The sequence below is a fragment of the Comamonas sp. A7-5 genome, assembly GCF_039581385.1.
Lineage (GTDB): Bacteria > Pseudomonadota > Gammaproteobacteria > Burkholderiales > Burkholderiaceae_C > Comamonas > Comamonas thiooxydans.
Window position 1 is genome coordinate 330,494 of record NZ_JBCPWO010000003.1, and the last position, 20,502, is coordinate 350,995.

Consider the following 20,502-nt stretch of genomic DNA (forward strand, 5'->3'; position numbering starts at 1 on the left):
TCGCGCTGAGCATTCACCACAATTACCAAGGAGACACCATGCAACAACCCACATCCCTGCCGCGTCGTCGCCTGCTCGCCGGTAGCGCCGGTGCGCTGGCTGCGGCCGGTCTGGCCAGCTTCCAGGGCCAGGCCATGGCCCAGGCGGCTGCGCCTGCCGCCAAGCCTCTACCCGGCTATGCCGGCTTCAAGAATGCCGATGCCGTGATCGTGCACAGCTCCACCACCATCGAGACCAAGCGCAGCGCGTTTGGCTCCAGCGTGGTCACGCCCACCAATCAGCTCTATGTGCGCAACAACCTGCCCACGCCTTCCGAGTCCATCGTGGCCGATCGCGATGCATGGGCGGTGCAGATTGATGGCGTGAAGAAGCCCGCCAAGCTGACCGTTGGCGAGCTCAAGAAGCTGGGCCTGGAAACTGTGACCATGGTGCTGCAATGCTCGGGCAATGGCCGCGCCTTCTTCCCCACCAAACCCAGCGGCACGCAATGGACCGTAGGCGCTGCAGGCTGCGTGGTCTGGAGCGGCGTGCCAGTGCGTGAGGTGGTCAAGGCCCTGGGCGGCGTGGCCGACGGCATGGTCTACATGACGGGAACGGGCGGAGAGGTGCTGCCCGCAGGCCTCGATCCCAAGAGCGTGCTGGTGGAGCGTTCCGTGCCTCTGTCGGCCATGGAGGACGCGCTGCTGGCCTGGGAGATGAACGGCGAGCCCGTGCCTCTGGCCCATGGCGGCCCGCTGCGCCTGATCGTGCCCGGCTACACCGGCGTGAACAACATCAAGTACATCAAGCAGCTGGCCTTTACCGTCAAGGAAAGCGAAGCGCACATCATGTCCCACGGCTACCGCATCTCGCCCCCCGGCAGCAAGGGCGACCCCAGCCAGCCTTCGGTGCAGGAAATGAGCGTCAAGTCCTGGATCAACAGCCCCATCCCCGAGGACGGCAACCAGGCCTCTGGCCTGGTGCAGATTCAGGGCGTGGCCTTCGGCGGCATGAACGCCGTCAAGGGGGTGGAAGTCTCCATCGACGGCGGCAAGACCTGGAAGCAGGCTCGCCTGATTGGCCCCGATATGGGCAAGTACGCCTGGCGCCAGTTCGTGCTGCAGGCACAGCTGCCCAAGGGTACCTACACCCTGGCCAGCCGCGCTACCGACGTCAAGGGCAATGTGCAGCCCGAAACGCGTGGTGAAAACCAGAGCGGCTACAACAACACCAGCTGGGCCGACCACGCCGTGACTGTCACCGTGGCCTGAGTGTCGCAATCACTGCCCATGCCCCGTGCCGGAAGAAGGGACGCAGGGCATGGGATCCAACCCCGATGCATCGCATTTCTCCAAGAACAATGATGAAGACAAACCACACCCTCGCCGCCCTGCTCTTGACCGCCTTTGCGGGCACTGCAGCCCACGCCGATCAGGCTGCCCAGATGGCGCGCGGCAAAGAGCTGTTCACCACTGCTGCAGTCCCTGCCTGCGCGGTGTGCCATACCCTCAAGGACGCTGGTGCGGAAGGTGCCATAGGCCCGGTGCTGGACGAGTTGCAGCCCGATGCGGCCCGCGTGGCGCGTGCTTTGAAGGACGGCATCGGCTCCATGCCCTCCTTCAAGGCCACAATGAGCGAAGCCGATATCGCTGCCGTTGCTCTCTACGTGAGCAAGGCCAGCGGCGCAGCCAAATAAAACGTCTCAGCTGCGTTCTGCATCATCCAGCGGAATGGCGTAGATCCATACCTTGTGGCGGCTATTGCCTTGCAGGCATGCCGTCGCTTCCACGCCGGGCAGCTGGAAATCCAGGCTCACCAGCCAGCTGCCGGGCTGCATCTCGGTGGCAGCCTTGACAGCGGCGCGGCCCATGCTTTCGGGCCGCTGGAACAGATAGACCAGCTGATAGCCGCTCCAGTCGGCCAGCCAGATATCGCCACGTCGCACACGTGCCCAGGGGCAGCGCAGGGCGCTGGCAATCGCCAGTGGCCAGCTCCATTCCAGACCATTGAGGCGGACGTGCGGCAGCGCGCTGCGCAGCGCGCGCAAGCCATCGCCCATGCCGCAGCCGGCGTCCAGCACCAGCGCCTGCCCCGGCAACTGCACGACCTCTGCCAGCCCTTTGAGCGCATTTAACGGCGTTGGAAAGACCGGGGCATCACGCCAGGCATTGAGCGGGTAGATCAGCAGCAGCAAGGCCAGAGGCAGCAGCCAGCCCCAGGCGGGCAATTGGCTGGCGCTGAGCACCAGAAACGACAGCGGAAACCCGGCCGCAATGATGAGCCTGCGCCACCAGTTGGGCCCGCAGAGACTGGCCGCCGTGCTGAAGCTGCCGGCGACCAGCAGGGCCAGCCACCAGGGCAGCAGGCGCGCCAGACCCGCAAAGATCACCCAGGCCAGCAGCCAGACGAGCAATGCAGGCAGAGGCCAGGTCGAAGCAAGCCATTTTTTTGTCATGAGTTTTGAAATGTATCCGTTGTACACAAGCGCCAAGACACCGCAGTGCAGGCAAGGCCTTGTCGGAATTTTGCATTTTGTGCTGGATACCCCTCTTTGGTGGGGTATGCGTGTTGTCAACTCGTCGTAAAAATTACTGATTTTTGCTTATGTATACTTTTCGGCTTTCAGCGGCCGAGAATTCAGAGGAGACATCCATGCGCCTGCTCGCCCCCACCTTTTCATTGGCGGCTCTTGCATTGACAGCATGCGCGGTACAGACACCGCAGGAGCAGTTGGCACCTGCTTCGCCCACCGTGCGCCTGTGCGAAGGCAATAACTGTTCCGAGCTGCCGCGCAATGTCGCGACTTTCCGTGGCGAGCCCGTCAATCCCGAGGCGGAGCGCCGCCTGGCGGCACTGGTGCAAAAAGCCGAGGCCGATCCTCGCGCAGCCTATGACCTGGGGCTGCGCTATCTGCGCGGCGATGGCGTGGAGCGCAACAGCTATCAGGCCATCGAATGGATGCGCAAGGCCGGCGATGCCGGTAACGGTCAGGCCCAGTTTGCATTGGGCCGTCTGTATCTGCTGGGCTTTGAAGAGATGGGCCCGGACCCCGCCGAAGCCGAGGCCTGGCTGTCGCGTGCTGCCGCCAAGGGCTTCAAGGAAGCCAAGCGCCTGCTGCCCCAGGCGCAGGCCGCCAAACAGAATGCTCATGCACGCTATCAGGCCATCGAGGACGAGCGCAAGTCCTGGAATGGCTGGTATGTGGGCGCGCCCTACTACATGGTGTGGGGTTCGTCGGGTTGGTATTACCGCTGAGGCGCTGTGAGCGCTGCAGCATTTTCTATTTTTTTGAAAGCATCACTATGTCCAAGAAGACAACGCTGCGTCTGGCAGCTATCGCATCGGCCCTGGCACTGGGCGGTTGCGTGACCCCCGGCGGCGGCACCATCTCCACGGGTACGGCTCCCACGGCCGCCACCGGCGCAGCGGGCGGCGCAACCAGCGTGAATGCGAACTCTACGCTCGAGCGTTGCGATGCTCCTCTGGGTACGCTGGCCGTGGACGACGGTCGCGGCAAGGAGTGGTATGCGAGCTTTGGCGCCGCCACCAAGATCACGACCATCGAGCCCCTGATCCGTCTGGCCGTGCAGCAGTCCAACTGCTTTGTGATCACCTCCATCGGCAACAACCGCACCGAAAGCAAGATGTCGGCGATCACCGACAAGCAGCGCAACTCCGGTGAATTCCGCGCCGGCTCCAAGCAGCAAAAGGGCCAGCGCGTGGCTGCCGACTACTACATGGAGCCTTCCATCATCATCGACAACGATGCCACCGGTCAGCTGGCTGCGGGCGTGGGCGGTCTGTTCGGCAATGTGGGTACGCTGATCGGCGGCGCCATGCAGAGCAAGGCTTCGGTGGTGACACTGAGCATGTTCGACATCCGTTCTGGCGTGCAGATCTCCATCTCCGAAGGCAACTCCACAGCCACCAACTTCGGCGCTGCCATGGGCGCGTTCGGCGGTGGCGTGGGCGGCGGTCTGGGCGGCTTCTCGCGCTCACCCGAAGGCAAGGCCACGGTGGCCGCCTTCATGGATGCCTACAACAACATGGTGATCTCGCTGCGTAACTACAAGGCGCAGGAAGTCAAGGGCGGCCTGGGTCGTGGCGGTCAGCTCAAGGTCGGCAAGTAAAGCGCCGATCCGAGAACAGAAAAGGGCCTGCAACTGCAGGCCCTTTTTCATGGTTTGCGCGTCTTCAGCAAGCGCGAGCGAGGCTCACTGCAGCTGAAAGATCTTGCCCGGGTTCAGGATGTTCTTGGGGTCCAGAGCCTGCTTGATGGCACGCATCATCTGCACCGCACCAACGCCAGCCTCCTCCAGCAAAAAGCCCTGCTTGTGGATGCCGATGCCATGTTCGCCCGTGCAGGTTCCGCCCAGTGCAATAGCGCGTGCCACCAGCGTGTGGTTGAGCTGCTCGGCCTGCTGGCGCTGGGTGTCGTTGTCGGGATCGATCAGATAGCCGAAGTGGAAGTTGCCGTCGCCCACGTGGCCGACCAGGAAGTAGGGGATGCCGCTGGCATCGGCTTCGGTCACGCACTCCAGCAGCGCATCGGCCAGGCGGCTGATGGGCACACAGGCATCGGTGGTGATGCAGCGGCAACCGGGCACGCTGGAGACGGCCGCGAAATAGGCATTGTGGCGTGCGGTGAACAAGCGCGTACGGTCTTCGGGGCGCTCGGCCCATTCAAAGGCATTGCCGCCGAATTCATGGGCAATGTCCTGAACCATCTCGGCCTGTTCCTTCACGCCCGTGGGCGAGCCGTGGAACTCCATCAGCAGCATAGGCTCTTCACGCAGGGACAGCTTGCTGTAGGCATTGACCATGCGCACGGAATTCACATCGACCAGTTCCACGCGGGCGATGGGAATGCCCATCTGTATGGTCTGGATCACCGTGTGCACGGCGTTCTCGATGCTGGAAAAAGAGCAGATGGCTGCGCTCACCGCTTCGGGCAGCGGATAGATGCGCAGCGTGATCTCGGTGAAGATGCCCAGCGTGCCTTCGCTGCCCACCAGCAGGCGGGTCAGGTCGTAGCCGGCAGCGCTCTTCTTGGCGCGGTTGCCGGTGCGCACCACTTCGCCGCTGGCCGTCACTACCTCCAGGGCCAGCACGTTCTCGCGCATGGTGCCGTAGCGCACGGCATTGGTGCCGCTGGCGCGGGTCGAGGTCATGCCGCCAATCGACGCGTCGGCGCCGGGGTCGATGGGAAAGAAGAAGCCGGTGTCCTTGATGGCCTCGTTCAATGCCTTGCGCGTGATGCCGGGTTGCACGGTGATGGTCAGGTCTTCGGTGTTGACCGAGAGCACGCGATTCATGCGGCTGACGTCGATGGTGATGCCGCCTTGCACGGCCAGCAGATGGCCTTCCAGCGACGATCCGGCGCCGTAGGCAATCACGGGCACGCCGTACTGGTCGCAGAGCCTGACGGCATCCTGCACGTCCTGGGTGGATTCGGCAAACACCACGGCTGCCGGAGGGGGCGCGGAGATCGCGCCTTCGTCGCGGCCGTGCTGCTCGCGCACGGCCAGCGCCGTGGAGCACTGGCCGCCGAAACGTGTTTGCAGAGCCAGCAGAAATTCTTCGGGGATGGGGCGCTGCACGAAATCGGGCTGCAGCGAGGTATGGGCAACAGGTGCGTTCATCGGGGTCTCCAGAGGAGAAAAAGAATACCACCTGGCCCGGTCCGGGCGTGTACGTATTGGGTACTAGGCCATGCCGCTCAAGGTCGCAATCGCGACGCTGGCGCATGCCCATTGGAGCTGGCAGAGATCGCGGTTTCGTCGTGGCGCAGCCGTCTGCCGCGAGCACATAGATAAGTTCCGCCCTAGCTAATGAGAAATCAGTGTTTAGGGTTTGCTCCTGGTGTGCCTATATTGACAAGCCTCATGGCGTGCGCTGCAGAGCTCGCTTCAAACCAAAAGCAGTTCGGAGGGCGGAGCTATGCGCGATAGGGATCGCAGATCATTCATTCAGGGGCTGGCCGGGATGTCGGCGGCAGGCATGCTGGGCGCAGCATGGCATGTGCGTGCGGCGCAGACCCAGGCCTGGCCGGCGCGGCCCATCAAACTGGTCGTGACCTTCCCGCCCGGCGGCTCCAGCGATATCGTGGCGCGGGTGCTGGCTCCCGCGCTGGCAGAAAAGCTGGGCCAGAGCGTGGTCATAGACAACAAGCCCGGAGCGGGCTCGTCGATTGGCGCGCAAATCGTGGCGCACAGCGCCAACGACGGCTACACACTGCTGGTATCCAACTCGGCGGCGCTGTCGATAGCGCCATCGCTGCTGCAAAGCCCTGGCTACGACCCCTTGCGCAGCTTCGAACATCTGGCCTACATCGGCGCAGTGCCCACGGTGTTTGCCGTGCACCCTTCGGTGCCCGTCCACAGCCTGAGCGAGCTGGTGAGCTGGATCAAGGAGCAGCCTGCTCCCGTGGCCTTTGGCAGCGGCGGTGCTGCCTCGGTGGGGCATCTGGTGGGCGAACAGTTTGCGCAGACGCTCAAGCTGCCCATGGAGCATGTGCCTTATCGCGGTGCCGGCCCCATGCGTGCGGATCTGCTCAGCGGCCATATCAAGCTGGCCATCGATGCGCTGCCGCAGAACATCGCGCTGCACAAGCAGGGCCGGCTCAAGCTGCTGGCGCTGACATCGCCACGCCGTGTATCGCAGGCGCCGACGGTGCCAAGTGTGGCCGAACTGGGGCTGGCACAGCTGGTCTCCGAGAACTTCGTCGGCATTTCGGCTCCCGCCGGCCTGCCCAGAGCGCTGGCCGAAAGAATCGCCAGCGCGGTGCGGCAGATCAGCGCGCGTCCCGAGTTTGCGCAGACGCTCGAAGCCCAGGGATTCGTGACCCGGGACATGGAATCCAAAGCCTTCACCCAGCTGATTACGGACCAGCATCTGGCCTGGGGAGATATCGCGAAGAAAACAGGTGCAAAACTTTAAGCAGAAGAGACAACGATGAGCAGCGAGAAACTGTATTCACCCCGTAAGCCACGCTATGCCGTGGTGCTGTTTGGCCCCGAAGGGCAGGGCAGTTTCAACGAGTCGGGACTGCGCGGAGCCCACAAGGCCAGAGATGCCGGCCATGAGGTCGATGTGCTCTGGGTGGCCGGCCAGTCGGCGCAGCAGCGCGCAGCCGAAATGTCCGCATTGTGCGGCGGCCGCTATGCGCTGATTCTTGCGCATGGCGGTCAGGGTGACGGTCCGGTGCAGATCCTGGCCGAGCGCTGGCCCGAGCAGGCCTTTGCGGTCACGCAAGGCAGCTGGGCGGCAGCCAATGTGGCGCGTTACGAGGTGCTGCAGGAGCAGTCGGCATTCCTCGCCGGCGTGCTGGCCAGCCAGTGGAGCAAGACGGGCAAGGTGGGGCATTTCTCGGGCGAGAAAGTGCCGCCGGGTCTGCGTGGCCGCGCGGCCTATGCGGACGGTCTCAGGCGCGCCGGTTTTGAGGGGCAGCTGGTCACCCAGTTCTGCGGTCACCAGCATCGCCCGGGCTGGGCCCGGACCTGTGTCTCGGCAATGGTCGAGCAGACGGGCCTGGACATTGTGTTTGCCATGCTGGATGGCGGCCGCCCCGGCGTCACGCAGGCCTGCCGGGCGCATGGCGTGGCGCAGATCGGCAATGTGCTGAACTGGGTGGCGCGCGACCCCGAAGTGTTTGTGGCCTCGGCGATCTGCGATTCCGGCGAGGCCTTGTTTCGCGCCGTCGAGGACCATGCCCGGGGTCTGCTGCCGCTGGGGGGCTATCGTGCCTTTGGCCTTGAGGAGCCGAGCCTGGTGCGGCTGGAAATGGGGGGGCGAGTGAGTGCTGCGCAGCGCAGCCTGGTCGAAGACTGGGCGCAGCGCTTGCTGCGCCGCGAGTTCGAGATTCACCTGGACTATGTCGGGGCCGAGTTCGCCTTGCCGCAGGAGGAGCTCGGCGCTGCGGCGTGATCAGGAAAGCGCCGCGGCAAGGCCTCAGTACTGCTGAGCGCCCTTGTCGAATTCGGCGCGTGACAGCTGGCCGTTGCGGTCGCTGTCGATCTCTTCGAAGCGCTGGGAGATGACAGGCAGCTGGCGTGCTTCCTGCGCACTGAGCTGACCGTCGCGATTGGCGTCGGCACGCTCGAAGGCCGCTTGCACGCTGCTTTTTGCAGTCGGTGCCTGCTGCACGCCGGTGGCGGAACCCGACTGCACGATGCGCGCAGGCTCCTTGTTGTTGCCGGCGTTGCCGCCGCCGGTTTGCGCAAAAGCCATGCCCCCGCCCAGGGTGAGCGCAGAAAACAGCACCACGCTGACGACTTCGAATGACGAGACCTTGCAATTGAGCAGATTCTTCTTGTTCATGAATGGCATTCCTTCTCTATGCGATAACAGGAGTGCATTGCACCCTGTGAGGCGGCAAAGGGCCAGCACTTTTGCCTGCTGTTGCCTCAGACTACATTTGCCTGCGGGCTGTAACGCACAATGGCGGCAGTATCTGAGGGCCGCTCCGGCCCCGAAAACTCGCAGCTTTGACAAGGGATGACCCATGGGCAACCGCCTCACGCAAATCGCCACCCGCACCGGAGATGACGGAACCACCGGCCTCGGAGACAACACCCGCGTTTCCAAGAACAGCGGCCGCCCGCATGCCATGGGCGATGTGGATGAACTGAACTCGCATATCGGCCTGCTGCTGTGCGAGCCAATGCCCCAGGAGGTGCGCGACCTGCTGATCGACATCCAGCACCAGTTGTTCAACCTGGGCGGCGAGCTGTCCATGCCGGGCTATGAGCTGCTCAAGGACGATGCACTGCTGCAGCTCGACAACGCGCTGGCCCACTACAACGCGCAGCTGCCGCGTCTTCAGGAGTTCATTCTGCCGGCCGGCACACGTGCTGCCGCCCAGGCCCATGTATGCCGCACCGTGGCGCGCCGTGCCGAGCGCCAGGTGGTGGCGCTGGAGCAGGCCGAGGCCATGCGAGCCGCGCCGCGCCAGTATCTGAACCGCCTGTCCGATCTGCTGTTCGTGCTGGCCCGCGTGCTCAACCGCCTCGACGGCGGCGACGATGTGTACTGGAAGAGCGAACGCCTGGCGCGCAGTCAGGCGGATGGAGAGTAGCTAAAGCCATCAACTCCATCAGGAAGTAGCCGAAACGCCGCCGTCGTCCAGCGTGGCACGACCCGAAAACCGCTGTCTGGAGCCGGGATGGATGAAGCGCGAGAAGGACGTGAACGCATCCTTGACCCATGTCTTGCGCGTGATGACTAGCAGGGCTTCAGGGCCGTTGATGTCCAGCAGTTCTTCCTCTCTGCGCTCGGGCAGCATGGCCTGGATTTCATGCTCGCTGCGCGTGGGAAGGGCAATCGACTGCAGATAGTCTGTGGTGGACTTCTTGGTGAAGTCCTGCATCAGATACAGTGGCGCAAAACTGGTGGACACATAGCGGTCTTCCAGCTGCACGGGAATGCCGTCAGCGCAGTAGACGATGAGGCTGTGAAAGACCGAATCAAGCTGCCCCCATTCGGGCGTGAGCGACAGGCTGGCAACCTGCTCTATGCGTTCGAGCTTGTGGATGCGGATGCTCAGCGACTGGTTGCGGCTGCGGATTTCGTCCGCGATGTTGTGCACGCGGATATAGGTGGACGCCACCTTGGGCGGGGCCACAAAGGTGCCAACGCCATGGACGCGGTTGAGCACGCCAGAGTTGGAAAGCTCGCGCAGCGCGCGGTTGACGGTCAGGCGCGAGGCGCTCAGTGCCGTGCACAGCTCGCTCTCGCTGGGGATCTTGTCCCCGGTGCGGAAGCGGCCGCTGCCGATTCCATCCAATACATACGCCTTGACCTGCTGGTAAAGCGGGGCAGGCTGCATCAACGTCGTATTTTGCATTCGTTAAATTTTACAAAAGCCCAGGGTGCGGGAACTGATCTTCAAAACACGAGATCGGCAACCAAGCCTGCTGGCAGGCTGATGGTTAGGATCAACGCTGCAGCGTTGAGTTCGTAAACACGTTCTTAGAGCGCAAGCATAGCCTTGCCCCGGTGTCATGGCTATGAACGGGGCTCACCAACTGGGCCTGGGCGCGGATCAACTCAGGTTCAAGGTGGCGCGCGCAGGGAAGGCGCTTCAGGCCTGTGTCAGCAATTCGCCGGATTGGCGCACAAAGGTGCGGATGCGCTCGTCGCAGATATGGCCGAAGAATTCGCGGGGCGTGGTGTCCACGCGAATCCGGCCTTGCTCCATGAACACGATGCGGCTACCTACGTCGCGGGCAAAGGCCAGCTCGTGCGTGACGATGATCATGGTCATGCCTTCCTGGGCCAGGCTTTTGACCACGTCCAGCACCTCGGCCACTAGCTCCGGGTCCAGTGCGGAAGTGGGCTCGTCCAGCAGCAGCAGGTCGGGCTTCATGGCCAGTGCACGGGCAATGCCCACGCGCTGCTGCTGCCCGCCGGACAGCTGCTGCGGCTTTTTGTGTCCGTGGGCTTCGAGCTTCACTCGCTGGAGCAGGGCCTGGGCCTCGCGGCGCGCCACGTCCATGGGTACGCCTAGCACCTTGTGCGGGCCCACGGCCACGTTGTCGATGGCGCTCAGGTGTGGGAACAGATGAAAGCGCTGGAACACCATGCCGATGGCGCGGCGCCGGAAGGCCAGCTCCTTGGCCGAAGCCGCCACCTGCCGGCTACCGCGCAGACTGTGCACCATGCTCTGTCCGTTGACGACGATATCGCCCGAGCTGGGGTCCTCGATGCGGTTGATGCAGCGCAGCAGTGTTGATTTGCCAGCGCCGCTGGGGCCGAGCAGCATTACGATCTCTCCGGCGTCCACACGCAGATCGGTGCTGTGCAGGATCTTGGCTGCGCCAAAGCTCTTGGTCAGGTCCGTGATGCGGACTAGTTCTTGTGTGCTCATGTCAGTCGCTTTTCAACGTACGAAGAGAGTTGCGTCAGCAGTGCGATGATCACGAGGTAGAACACGGCCAGCAGCGCATAGAGTTCAAAGGGGGCGAACTTGTCCGCAATCACCACCTGCGCGGCGCGCGTGACCTCGAAGACGGAAATCACGGACAGCAGTGAGGAGGTCTTGACCAGGGTGATCATCTCGTTGGTCAGGCCGGGCAGCACACGCTTCCAGCTCTGCGGCAGCAGGATGTGGGCCAGCGTCTGGCCGCGGCTCATGCCGATGGCTTTGGCGGCCTCGTTCTGGCCGGTGTCGATGGACTGTATGCCCGCGCGGATGATCTCGCTGATATAGCCGCCAGCGTTGAAGGTCAGCGCAACCACTCCGCCCCAGAAGGGCGAGATGGCAATGCCGATGGTGGGCAGGGCGAAATAGATCAGAAAGATCTGCACCAGCGCTGGCGTGCCGCGTACAAAGAACACATAGAAGGCCACGGGCGTGGACAGCCAGCGGTTGCCCGAAACGCTGAGCAGGCCACAGACAATGCCCAGCAGCGTGCCGGCTACCAGGGCCAGCAGCGAGATTTCGATCGTCACCACCACACCTTTGAGCAGGTGCGGAAACGAGTAGGCGATAAGAGACCAGTCGAAATTTGACATCGCGTTCTCGCTTCGCGTTTTCACCGCAGCTGTGTAGGCACGGTGTCCGGCACTTGCTGTTTGGAGCCAAACCACTTGACTTGCAACTGCTCCAACTTGCCGCTGCGTTTGAGTTCGGCGATATGGTCGTTGGCAAACTTCAGCAGTGCAGTGTCCTCCTTGCGGATGGCCATGCCCAGATAGGCTTCGACATCCTGAATGCCGTCGACGATCTTGAAGCGGCCCGGACGCTCGGCCACCACGGCCTGCAGCACCGGTAGTGCGCCGGAGACCGCATCAATGCGGCCATTGCTCAGTTCCAGATAGGTCTCAGGGAAGGCGTCATACAGCTTGAAGGCGGAAAAGCCCTTCTTGCCGGATGCGACCAGCTTGGCCTCGTACTGCTTGGCCACTCGGTCACCGATGCTGCCCAGCTGCGTGGCCACCACTTTGCCTGCGACGTCTTCCGCACGCTTGATGCGCTCGTCGTTGCTGCGCACCAGAAACACCACCGAGCCGATGGCCACGGGTTGGGTGAAGTTGACCTTCTTCTGGCGGTCGGCTGTGATGGTCATACCTGAGAGCACGGCATCGAACTTTCTCTCCAGCAGGGCCGGAAGAATGCCGGCCCAGGCGGTGTCCACGGTCTTGAGCTTCACGCCCAGCGCGTCTGCCATGCTTTTGACGATGTCCACGTCAAAGCCGACGGTGTCGCCGTTCTGGAAGAACTCGAACGGTCGGTAGGCGACCTCCATGCCGATGACCATTTCCCCGCGCGCCTTGATGGTGTCGAGCGCGTCGGCGTGGGCTGGCGAGGCGATGGCCATCAGCGTGGCCAGAGTGGTCGAGAGCAGGGCAGACAGAAGCTTTTTCATGGAGGATCTCATGCGGTTGTGGAGCGTTGAAAGAAAGTGGGGTGGGTGCCTGTGCTGTGTTGCGTCAGGGGTTGCGGGCTTCTGTCACGGCGATGATGGAAGCGATGTCGCTTTCCCCATGACCGGTGGCCTGCAGCTCGGCGAAATAGCTTCGGGCAAGGTCCGCTACCGGGAAGTTCAGGCCTTGCCCGGCGATGATGGTGGCGGCGTTGTTCAGGTCCTTGAGAAAAGTGCGGACATGGCCGCCGGGCACAAAGTTGCGCTCCGTCATACGCTTGCCGTGGATCTGCAGAATCTTGCTGTCGGCAAAGCCGCCCGTCAGCGCGGCGCGGAACTGCACGGGGTCCAAGCCCAGGCGCTGCACCAGCAGCATGACTTCGGACACGGCGGCAATCACGGTGGAGCTGATGGTCTGGTTCAGTAGCTTGACCGTCTGGCCCGCACCCGATGGGCCCACATGCGTGAGGCGGCCCATGCATTCCATCGCGGGGCGCAGGCGCTCGATTGCCTGGGCATCCCCACCGGCCATGATGGCTAAGGTGCCCGCTTCCGCGCCGTCCGGCCCGCCAGAGATCGGTGCGTCCACATAGAACAGATTGCGTGTCGCCAGCTGGCGGGCGATGTCCTGTGCGTCCTCGGGGGCGATGGAGCTCAGGTCGACCACGGTCTGGCCGGGCTTGAGCTGGGCCAGCAGCTCGGGTGCCAGCAGCACCTGGCGCACGGCTGTGCCGTTTTCAATCACCACCATCAGTGCATCCACATCGCGTGCCACATCGGCCAGCGTAAGGGAGATCTCCGCACCAAATGCGTGCAGCGGTTGGGCTTTTTCGGGTGTGCGATTCCAGACTGTGACCTGATGCCCCGCTGCGAGTAGGCGCTGCACCATGGGAGTGCCCATCACGCCTGTTCCTATGAATCCTATCTTCATAGTGTTTTGCTCCAATAAAGATAAATACATGTAATGACAAGCAAGGCGAAAAGATCAACTTGTCATTTTCATAAGCGGTATTCATGGCATCCTCAAAGCTAACTCTGTGACTTGATCGCTTGAGAACTTGTCATGACATGCGTATACTACTTGTGGGTCAAATGAAATGTCGACCCCCTCGGGGTTCGCGTTATCCCTGAGAGACCGTACGCCAAATCACTCAGATCAGGTCACCGTCATGTCCCAAACTCTTAGCAGCACATCCGAGCAAACAGATGGCGCGACAGCGCCAGGGCCTCTTGCAGGCCTACGCGTGGTGGACTTCACCCGCGTGCTCTCCGGGCCTTTTTCCACCGCCTTGCTGGCGGATCTGGGCGCGGAAGTCATTAAGGTGGAATCGCCGGTCGGTGACGACTACCGCCATGTCGGCCCTTTCAAGGACGGGGTGAGCACCCTGTTTGCCTTTGCCAACCGGGGCAAGAAAAGCGTGGTGCTGGACCTGAAGCGACCCGAGGATGTGGCCATGGCCCAGGCACTGGCCAGGAGTTCGGATATCGTGGTGGAAAACTTCCGGCCTGGCGTGGCGCAGCGCCTGGGCATAGGCCATGAAACCCTGAGGGCGCAGAACCAGCGCTTGATCTATGCCAGCATTTCGGGCTTTGGCCAGGACAGCCCGCTGCGCGACCGGCCCGCCTACGACCTGGTGGTGCAGGCCATGACGGGGCTGATGTCCGTCAATGGCGCGCCCGACGGCCCGCCCACCATCGTGGGCGAGGCGTTCGGCGATCTTGCAGCCGGTCTGTTTGCGTCATGGGCCGTGCTGGCCGCGGTGGTGCAGCGCAGCACCACGGGTCAGGGCTGTCATCTAGATGTGGCCATGTTCGACTCCCTGCTGTCGCTGATGCCGACAGCCACGGGCAGCCATGCGGCCACGGGCAGGGCGCCGTTTCGCTCGGGCAATCGCCATCCGTTTTCAGCGCCTTTCGGAGCCTATGCGGCTAAGGATGGCAATGTGGTCATCGCCGTGCTCAACAACAAGCTCTTCGAGATGCTAGCCGTGCTGATTGGCCGACCCGATCTGGCGCAGGACCAGCGCTTTTCCTGCGACGAACAACGCGGCCTCAACGAATCCTTGCTGCGCCAGGCCATCGAAAACTGGAGCGGCGCGCTGACCGTGGCCGATGTCATCGCCGCGCTGGAAGCACAGGGCATTCCTTGTGCGCCCATCGCCGATGTGGCGACCGCCGTGAACGGCCCACAGGCCCAGGCACGCAGCCTGTTCCGTCCTGGTCAGGTGGGTGGTTTTCAACTCCGCGTTCCGGAGCAGCCTGTGCATTTCTCGACCATGCGCCGTGGTGCGGCAGTGCAGGTTCCCGTGCTGGGCCAGCACAGCGATGCCTTGCTGGGTGCGCTCAGTCCTGTCACGGAGTAAACACCATGAATGCAATGCTGACTTGTGAAATTCAGGGCGCTGTGGCCCTGGTGACCATCAACCGTCCCGATGCAGCGAATGCACTGAGCGCAGGCGTGCGTGCCGAGTTGCGGGCCATCGTGGATGGGCTGTCCTGCAGCCAGGCGGTGTGTGCCGTGGTGCTGACCAGTGCAGGGCGCAAGGTGTTTGCTGCGGGCTCTGACATCCAAGACATGGTGGAGATGACGGCGGCCGAATCCGTGGCACTGTCCGAGTCCATACGCCAGCTCAACGGTGCGCTGTCGGAGCTGCCCCAGCCGGTGATCTGCGCCGTCAACGGCTGGTGTCTGGGAGGGGGGCTGGAGCTGGCCCTGGCCTGCGATATCCGCGTGGCGTCGGAGACCGCGCGCTTTGGCTTTCCCGAGGCCAAGCTGGGCATCATGCCCGGCGGTGGCGGCCTGCCCCGGCTAGTGCGTGCCGTGGGCAGTGCCGTGGCGCGGCATATGCTGCTGACCGGTGAATTCATCAGTGCCGCGCGCGCCTATGAAATCGGTCTGGTCACGCAGCTGGCGAAGCCCGATGCGCTGGTGGACGATACGCTGGCACTGGCGCAGCGCATTGCCACACTGGCGCCGTTGGCGCTTGCCCAGATCAAGCATGCGCTGCGCGTGGCCGAGAGCGCGGATCTGAACTCCGGCATCCATGCCGAGGCGCAGGCCTGCGCCGTCTGCTTTTCAACCGAGGACAAGCGCGAAGGCATGCGTGCATTCCTGGACCGGCGCCCGGCGGTTTTTGCTGCGCGTTAGGCTGCGGCTTTCACAGTGCTGGCAGACATGGGCGCTTCCAGCTCCAAGTGCCTTAGCGCGCAGTTTTAGTATGTCACCAGGGCGCAAGGGATGTGGCCGGCGTACATATGCAGACCTGTGAGACAAAGGACTCCGAGCTCTACAGTGCAGCTTGAACGATAAGGCGCATTGCAATGCATGCAGACATGCTTTCCGCTGAGACCCGGACCACCGAAAGGGCCGTGTTCCTTAGTCGCCAGCGGGGTGTTATGAAACCACTGGGTGCACGAAGTCCCGCAGCGTGGTTTCGGTGAGCAAATGCGGCCCGGCCTCAATGATCTGGCCGGGTTGAAAGTCGGCGAACTTCATGATCAAAGAAGGCGTCATATGCCGACGCCTGTGATGGTGGGTGAGAGCGCCGCAGGTGCGGATTAATAGGTTTCCAGGTGCAGACGCCCTTCGCGCTTGAGTCTTGCGCCCAGTTCCTCCCAGCCCAGGCCTGCTTGCTGGGCCACGTCGCGCAGGGCCAGCACGACGCCGTCCTCCATGCTTTTGAGACCGCAGACATAGATGTGCGTGTTGTCGTCGCGCAGCAATTCCATGAGATCGGCCGAGCGCTCGCGCATGGCGTCCTGCACATAGCGCCTGGGCTGGCCGGCCACGCGAGAGAAGGCGAAGTTGATGTCGATGAAATCCTTGGGCAGGTTTTGCAGGGGGCCGAAATAGGGCAGCTCCTGAGGCGTGCGCGCACCGAAGAACAGCAGCAGTTTCCCGCTGTCGAACTTGCCGCTCTTGCGCAGGCGGCGGCGCCATTCCGTCATGGCGCGCATGGGCGCGCTGCCTGTGCCGGTGCAGATCATCACGATGTGCGAGCGCGGGTGATTGGGCATGAGAAAGCTGCTGCCGAACGGACCGATGACCTGCACCTTGTCACCCACCTGCAGATCGCAGAGATAGTTGCTGGCCACGCCGCGCACGGGCTGGCCCAGGTGATCCTCGACCACGCGTTTCACGGTCAATGCCAGATTGTTGTAGCCGGGGCGCTCGCCATTGCGGGCACTGGCAATTGAGTACTGGCGCGCCACATGGGGCTTGCCGCCGGCATCCACACCCGGCGGGACAATGCCCAGCGACTGGCCTTCGAGCACAGGGAAAGGCATGGCGCCGAAGTCCAGCACGATATGGTGGGTCTCGTTGTCGAAGCCGGCCTCCGTGCAGTTCAGATTGCCAACCACCGTGGCCGTCACCGCAGCCTTGGGACCATGCAGATTGGTGTAGGCATGGGCGGCAGACCAGGGCGGTGTGGTGGCTCCATAACTGGCTGCGCGAAAGACTTCCGCAGCGCCGCTTTCGGCCAAGCCGGCAGCGGCCGCGATCACGGCCTGGGCCTGGCTCAGATCCTGCACATCGCCGACATTCTCGGCCGTCTGCGCGGCGGCCAGCACATCGGCGGAAAGCTCTTCGGGCAGGCTCTCCCAGCCCAGTTGCTCGGCCACGCTGTAGGGCTTGCTTGCCGACACCAGCCGCCAGTTGTCGATGGAGCCGGTCGGGCAGGGCGAGATGCAGTCCATGCAGCCGTTGCACTTGTCCGCCATGACCACATAGTTGTTGTCGTCATGCGTGATGGCGTCCACGGGGCAGGTCGCCTCGCAGGTATTGCAGCGAATGCAGATTTCGGGGTCGATCAGATGCTGCTTCAGGATGCCGTTTTCAATCAGCGTGATGGTGCTCATTTCGTTCTCCAAACCGTGGCAACCCAACTCAGTGACATCGAGCAAGGGCCGCCCCGCCGCGAGGATGTCGTTCCCCTTGGGGGAAGCGGCTCAGCCGCTCAGGGGGGATCAAAATTTCACATACTCGAAGTCCACGGGCTGGCGATTGATACCCATGACCGGCGGGGCAATCCAGCCGGCAAACTTGCCGGGCTCCAGGCATGGCTTCATCAGTGATGCGACAAAGTTGCGGTCGTCGTCGCTGGCCAGCCACTCGCTCTTCCTGGCCAGCCATTCCGGCTCGCTGACGGGGCGGCCGTCGGGGCTGATGCGCACGCCTGCCAGCGCGCCGATCTGCCGGTTGAAGGCCTTGTGCGGCACCGTCAGGCGGAAGTCGATTCCGGCCTTTTCCATCACCTTGTTCCAGCGGCCCACACCGGCATTGCTGTCCTTGATGTAGTCGTCGCGCAGCACCTCGTTCAAGGCGTTGAGCATGGGCACTTCCTTCTCCTGCAACTTGCCGTCCACCACCTCCAGAACCTTGTAGTTCTGGTCGTGCAACCTGTGGTCGTCCTCGCGCTTTCCCTCTTCGTAACGGCCCTTGAGGCCCGAGCTGTAGAAGGTGGCGGCATTGCTCGACTGGTCGGCACCAAACAGGTCGATGGTCACGCTGTAGTGAAAGTTCAGATAGCGCTGAATCGTGGGCAGGTCGATGACGCCCGCGCTGCGCAGCTTGTTCACATCGTCGGTCTTGAGTTCGTTCATGACTTGGCAGGTTCGGGCCAGCACGCGCGAGACGCCGGACTCGCCGACAAACATGTGGTGCGCCTCTTCGGTCAGCATGAATTTGGTGGTGCGCGCCAGCGGGTCGAACGCGGATTCGGCCAGCGCTGCGAGCTGGAATTTTCCGTCTCTGTCGGTGAAGTAGGTGAACATGAAGAACGCCAGCCAGTCCGGCGTTTTTTCGTTGAAGGCGCCCAGAATGCGAGGGTTGTTTTCATCGCCGCTCTGGCGCTCCAGCAGTGCCTCGGCTTCCTCGCGTCCGTCACGTCCGAAATGCTTGTGCAGCAGGTAGACCATGGCCCAGAGATGGCGGCCTTCTTCCACATTGACCTGGAACAGATTGCGCAGGTCGTACATGGACGGTGCGGTCAGGCCAAGGTGGCGCTGCTGCTCCACCGATGCGGGCTCGGTATCGCCTTGCGTGACGATGATGCGACGCAGGTTGGCGCGGTGCTCACCGGGCACGTCCTGCCAGGCTTTCTCGCCCTTGTGATCGCCAAAGTGAATGCTGCGTTCCTGATCCGCCGGGTTCAGGAAGATGCCCCAGCGATAGTCACGCATCTTGACGTAGCCGAACTGCGCCCAGCCCTGCGGATCCACGCTCACCGCGGTGCGCAGATAGACATCGTAGTTGGTCGATCCTTCGGGGCCCACGTCGTCCCACCAGCGGATGAAATTAGGCTGCCAGCTCTCCAGGGCACGCTGCAACGTGCGGTCGCCGCTGAGGTCCACGTTGTTGGGAATCTTCTGGCTGTAGTCGATGCTGCTCATGGGGTGTCTCCTGTGATGTTTTGCCGATTCAGGGCCGTTGGCTCATACCCTGTTGAAATCGAAGCCGGCTTTCTGTCCGGTGCCGTAGAGCTTCAGCGCCCCTTTTTCGCCCACCGCGTTGGGGCGGTTGAAGATCCAGTTCTGCCAGGCCGACAGACGCCCGAAGATGCGCGTGACCATGTTTTCCTGGCTGGCAAAACGCAGGTTCGCTTCCAGACCCGTGAGCGCATCGGGCGACATCGCGGCGCGCTCTTCCATGGCGATGCGGATCTCGTCTTCCCAGTCGATATCGTCAAGCGCGGCGGTGACCAGTCCAAGCTGTTGCGCGGCATCGCCGTTGAGCGGCTTGCCCACCGCTGCGCGAGCGGCTTCCAGAGGCCCGGACTCCTCATAGAAGCGACGCTGCAGACGGCTTTGATCGTTGACCAGCGGCAGCAGGCCGAAGTTGAAGGCATCGAGCTCGATGACGGGCTCGCGCTCGGGCTCGTCGGGCAGCACCAGCATGTAGGCGCGGTCGGCGCAGAAGACCAACTCGGCCAGCATGCCGACAAAGCAGGAGCCGGGCTCGATCAGGGCGAACAGCGAGCGCGACGACACATCGAGGCGTGCAAAGGTACGGCGCAGCAGGCCTGTGGTTTGCTGCACCAGCCAGTGATCCTTGTGCGCAATCAAAGACTGGTCCGCCGCCAGCACGGCGCGCGCATCGCCCTCGGTCTTGAGAATCCAGGTGCCCACATCGAGCTCGTTGGTGCGCAGATGCAGTATGGCGTCGTCGAGCTCGCGGCCCATGGCCAGCGGCCACCAGGCGGCGCCTGCGCTTTCTATGGCTTCAATGCTGCCGGGCTGTTCGCCACGGGGAGCCTTGACCGTGATGGTGGCACTGCGCTTGCTGCGATCGATTTGCACGCTGACGTGGCGATAGTGCAGGCCGTCCGGGCTTTGCTCGCGCTGCAGCCTGGCAAGCTGTACGCCTTTGGCGGAAGCCGGGCGCGGGCTGCTTTCGCCCAGGGCCGTGGCACGTTGCTGCACCACTTCGGCAAACTGCGCGGGCTTGGCAATCGCGTCCACCAGCCGCCAGTCCACGGCGCGCTGGCCGCGCACGCCTTCCACGCTGGTGCAGAAGATGTCGGCCAGGTCGTGACGCACATGGCGCTTGTCGGTCACGCGCGTCAGCCCGCCCGTGCCAGGCAGCACGCCCAGCAGCGGAACCTCGGGCAGTGACACGGAAGAAGAGCGGTCGTCGATCAGCACGATGTCATCGCAGGCCAGAGCCAGCTCGTAGCCGCCGCCCGCACAGGCGCCGTTGACGGCGGCGACGAACTTGAGCCCGTCGTGCCTGGAGCTGTCTTCCATGCCGTTGCGCGTCTCGTTGGTGAACTTGCAGAAGTTCACCTTCCAGGCGTGGGACGAGACTCCGAGCATGAAGATATTCGCACCTGAGCAGAAGATGCGTTCCTTGCCGCTGGTCACGATCACGGAGCGCACCTGCGGGTGCTCAAAACGGATGCGGTTGAGCGCATCGTGCAGCTCCACATCCACGCCCAGGTCATAGCTGTTGAGCTTGAGCTTGTAGCCGGGGCGTATGCCTGCGTCCTCGGCGATGTCCAGCTTGAGCCGGGCGATATTGCCATTCACTTCAAACGACCAGTGCCGGTACTGGCTGGGCTCTGTGCGGTAATCGACGTTGGTTTGCTGCTGCATGCTCGGCTCCTGCTGAGATGAAAGATAGTGCAGTTACTGACTCGGTATTGGCACAATTATGCAG

The 20,502-nt window shown here is 63.1% G+C and carries 20 protein-coding genes; 9 read left to right on the forward strand and 11 right to left on the reverse strand.

Annotated features, from left to right (window positions below):
• Window positions 1-38: 38 nt before the first annotated feature.
• The gene (locus AAIL67_RS07030; RefSeq protein WP_343483658.1) at window positions 39-1,250 is read left to right on the forward strand and encodes a sulfite oxidase; all 1,212 of its coding nucleotides are present in this window, start codon (window positions 39-41) and stop codon (window positions 1,248-1,250) included.
• 89 nt (window positions 1,251-1,339) lie between these two features.
• Window positions 1,340-1,675, forward strand: a complete 336-nt coding sequence (locus AAIL67_RS07035) for a cytochrome c (RefSeq protein WP_034351188.1) — start codon at window positions 1,340-1,342, stop codon at window positions 1,673-1,675.
• Window positions 1,676-1,681: 6 nt separating this feature from the next.
• Here AAIL67_RS07035 and AAIL67_RS07040 read toward each other — a convergent pair whose 3' ends face one another.
• A complete protein-coding gene (locus AAIL67_RS07040) occupies window positions 1,682-2,434 on the reverse strand; it encodes a class I SAM-dependent methyltransferase (protein WP_343483659.1) in 753 nt (250 codons plus the stop codon).
• A 197-nt stretch (window positions 2,435-2,631) separates the two neighbouring features.
• On the opposite strand from AAIL67_RS07040, the gene AAIL67_RS07045 reads away from it, so the two are divergent.
• Together AAIL67_RS07045 and AAIL67_RS07050 are read left to right on the forward strand one after the other, a co-directional pair.
• On the forward strand, window positions 2,632-3,234 hold the full coding sequence (locus AAIL67_RS07045) for a tetratricopeptide repeat protein (RefSeq protein ID WP_003065258.1): 603 nt from the start codon (window positions 2,632-2,634) through the stop codon (window positions 3,232-3,234).
• 47 nt (window positions 3,235-3,281) lie between these two features.
• Window positions 3,282-4,109 (forward strand): hypothetical protein, encoded by an 828-nt coding sequence (locus AAIL67_RS07050; protein ID WP_003065256.1) that lies wholly within the window; start codon window positions 3,282-3,284, stop codon window positions 4,107-4,109.
• An 84-nt stretch (window positions 4,110-4,193) separates the two neighbouring features.
• Here AAIL67_RS07050 and AAIL67_RS07055 read toward each other — a convergent pair whose 3' ends face one another.
• Window positions 4,194-5,621, reverse strand: a complete 1,428-nt coding sequence (locus AAIL67_RS07055) for an FAD-linked oxidase C-terminal domain-containing protein (protein WP_343483660.1) — start codon at window positions 5,619-5,621, stop codon at window positions 4,194-4,196.
• A 298-nt stretch (window positions 5,622-5,919) separates the two neighbouring features.
• On the opposite strand from AAIL67_RS07055, the gene AAIL67_RS07060 reads away from it, so the two are divergent.
• Window positions 5,920-6,918 carry a tripartite tricarboxylate transporter substrate binding protein gene (locus tag AAIL67_RS07060; RefSeq protein ID WP_343483661.1) on the forward strand — a complete coding sequence of 333 codons (999 nt, stop codon included), beginning with the start codon at window positions 5,920-5,922 and terminating at the stop codon, window positions 6,916-6,918.
• 15 nt (window positions 6,919-6,933) lie between these two features.
• Window positions 6,934-7,905: a BMP family ABC transporter substrate-binding protein gene (locus tag AAIL67_RS07065; protein ID WP_343483662.1), complete on the forward strand. Its 972-nt coding sequence runs from the start codon at window positions 6,934-6,936 to the stop codon at window positions 7,903-7,905.
• A gap of 24 nt (window positions 7,906-7,929) precedes the next feature.
• Here the strand turns inward: AAIL67_RS07065 and AAIL67_RS07070 are convergent, their stop codons facing one another.
• Window positions 7,930-8,298 (reverse strand): EF-hand domain-containing protein, encoded by a 369-nt coding sequence (locus AAIL67_RS07070; RefSeq protein WP_012836573.1) that lies wholly within the window; start codon window positions 8,296-8,298, stop codon window positions 7,930-7,932.
• A gap of 184 nt (window positions 8,299-8,482) precedes the next feature.
• Here AAIL67_RS07070 and AAIL67_RS07075 point away from each other — a divergent pair, with 184 nt between their 5' ends.
• Window positions 8,483-9,055 carry a cob(I)yrinic acid a,c-diamide adenosyltransferase gene (locus tag AAIL67_RS07075; protein WP_063662559.1) on the forward strand — a complete coding sequence of 191 codons (573 nt, stop codon included), beginning with the start codon at window positions 8,483-8,485 and terminating at the stop codon, window positions 9,053-9,055.
• Between the two features lie 18 nt (window positions 9,056-9,073).
• Here AAIL67_RS07075 and AAIL67_RS07080 read toward each other — a convergent pair whose 3' ends face one another.
• The 5 genes from AAIL67_RS07080 to AAIL67_RS07100 form a co-directional block, all read right to left on the reverse strand.
• Complete coding sequence (locus AAIL67_RS07080) at window positions 9,074-9,823, reverse strand: UTRA domain-containing protein (RefSeq protein WP_280040683.1); 750 nt, start codon at window positions 9,821-9,823, stop codon at window positions 9,074-9,076.
• Window positions 9,824-10,060: 237 nt separating this feature from the next.
• Window positions 10,061-10,846 carry an amino acid ABC transporter ATP-binding protein gene (locus AAIL67_RS07085; RefSeq protein WP_063662563.1) on the reverse strand — a complete coding sequence of 262 codons (786 nt, stop codon included), beginning with the start codon at window positions 10,844-10,846 and terminating at the stop codon, window positions 10,061-10,063.
• Window positions 10,843-11,493, reverse strand: a complete 651-nt coding sequence (locus AAIL67_RS07090) for an amino acid ABC transporter permease (RefSeq protein WP_063662565.1) — start codon at window positions 11,491-11,493, stop codon at window positions 10,843-10,845. Before AAIL67_RS07090 ends, AAIL67_RS07085 begins: the two co-directional genes overlap by 4 nt.
• 20 nt (window positions 11,494-11,513) lie before the next feature.
• The gene (locus AAIL67_RS07095) at window positions 11,514-12,347 is read right to left on the reverse strand and encodes a transporter substrate-binding domain-containing protein (protein WP_343483663.1); all 834 of its coding nucleotides are present in this window, start codon (window positions 12,345-12,347) and stop codon (window positions 11,514-11,516) included.
• A gap of 64 nt (window positions 12,348-12,411) precedes the next feature.
• Window positions 12,412-13,275, reverse strand: coding sequence for an NAD(P)-dependent oxidoreductase (locus AAIL67_RS07100; RefSeq protein ID WP_343483664.1), 864 nt, complete (start codon window positions 13,273-13,275; stop codon window positions 12,412-12,414).
• Between the two features lie 238 nt (window positions 13,276-13,513).
• Between AAIL67_RS07100 and AAIL67_RS07105 the strand changes: the two genes are divergently transcribed.
• Window positions 13,514-14,707: a CoA transferase gene (locus tag AAIL67_RS07105; protein WP_280040688.1), complete on the forward strand. Its 1,194-nt coding sequence runs from the start codon at window positions 13,514-13,516 to the stop codon at window positions 14,705-14,707.
• A gap of 5 nt (window positions 14,708-14,712) precedes the next feature.
• The gene (locus AAIL67_RS07110) at window positions 14,713-15,492 is read left to right on the forward strand and encodes an enoyl-CoA hydratase-related protein (RefSeq protein ID WP_063662573.1); all 780 of its coding nucleotides are present in this window, start codon (window positions 14,713-14,715) and stop codon (window positions 15,490-15,492) included.
• A gap of 410 nt (window positions 15,493-15,902) precedes the next feature.
• Here the strand turns inward: AAIL67_RS07110 and boxA are convergent, their stop codons facing one another.
• The 3 genes from boxA to boxC form a co-directional block, all read right to left on the reverse strand.
• The gene (boxA, locus tag AAIL67_RS07115; protein ID WP_343483665.1) at window positions 15,903-17,204 is read right to left on the reverse strand and encodes a benzoyl-CoA 2,3-epoxidase subunit BoxA; all 1,302 of its coding nucleotides are present in this window, start codon (window positions 17,202-17,204) and stop codon (window positions 15,903-15,905) included.
• Between the two features lie 108 nt (window positions 17,205-17,312).
• On the reverse strand, window positions 17,313-18,737 hold the full coding sequence (boxB, locus tag AAIL67_RS07120) for a benzoyl-CoA 2,3-epoxidase subunit BoxB (protein ID WP_343483666.1): 1,425 nt from the start codon (window positions 18,735-18,737) through the stop codon (window positions 17,313-17,315).
• Window positions 18,738-18,779: 42 nt separating this feature from the next.
• Window positions 18,780-20,438, reverse strand: a complete 1,659-nt coding sequence (boxC, locus tag AAIL67_RS07125) for a 2,3-epoxybenzoyl-CoA dihydrolase (protein ID WP_343483667.1) — start codon at window positions 20,436-20,438, stop codon at window positions 18,780-18,782.
• Window positions 20,439-20,502: the final 64 nt, after the last annotated feature.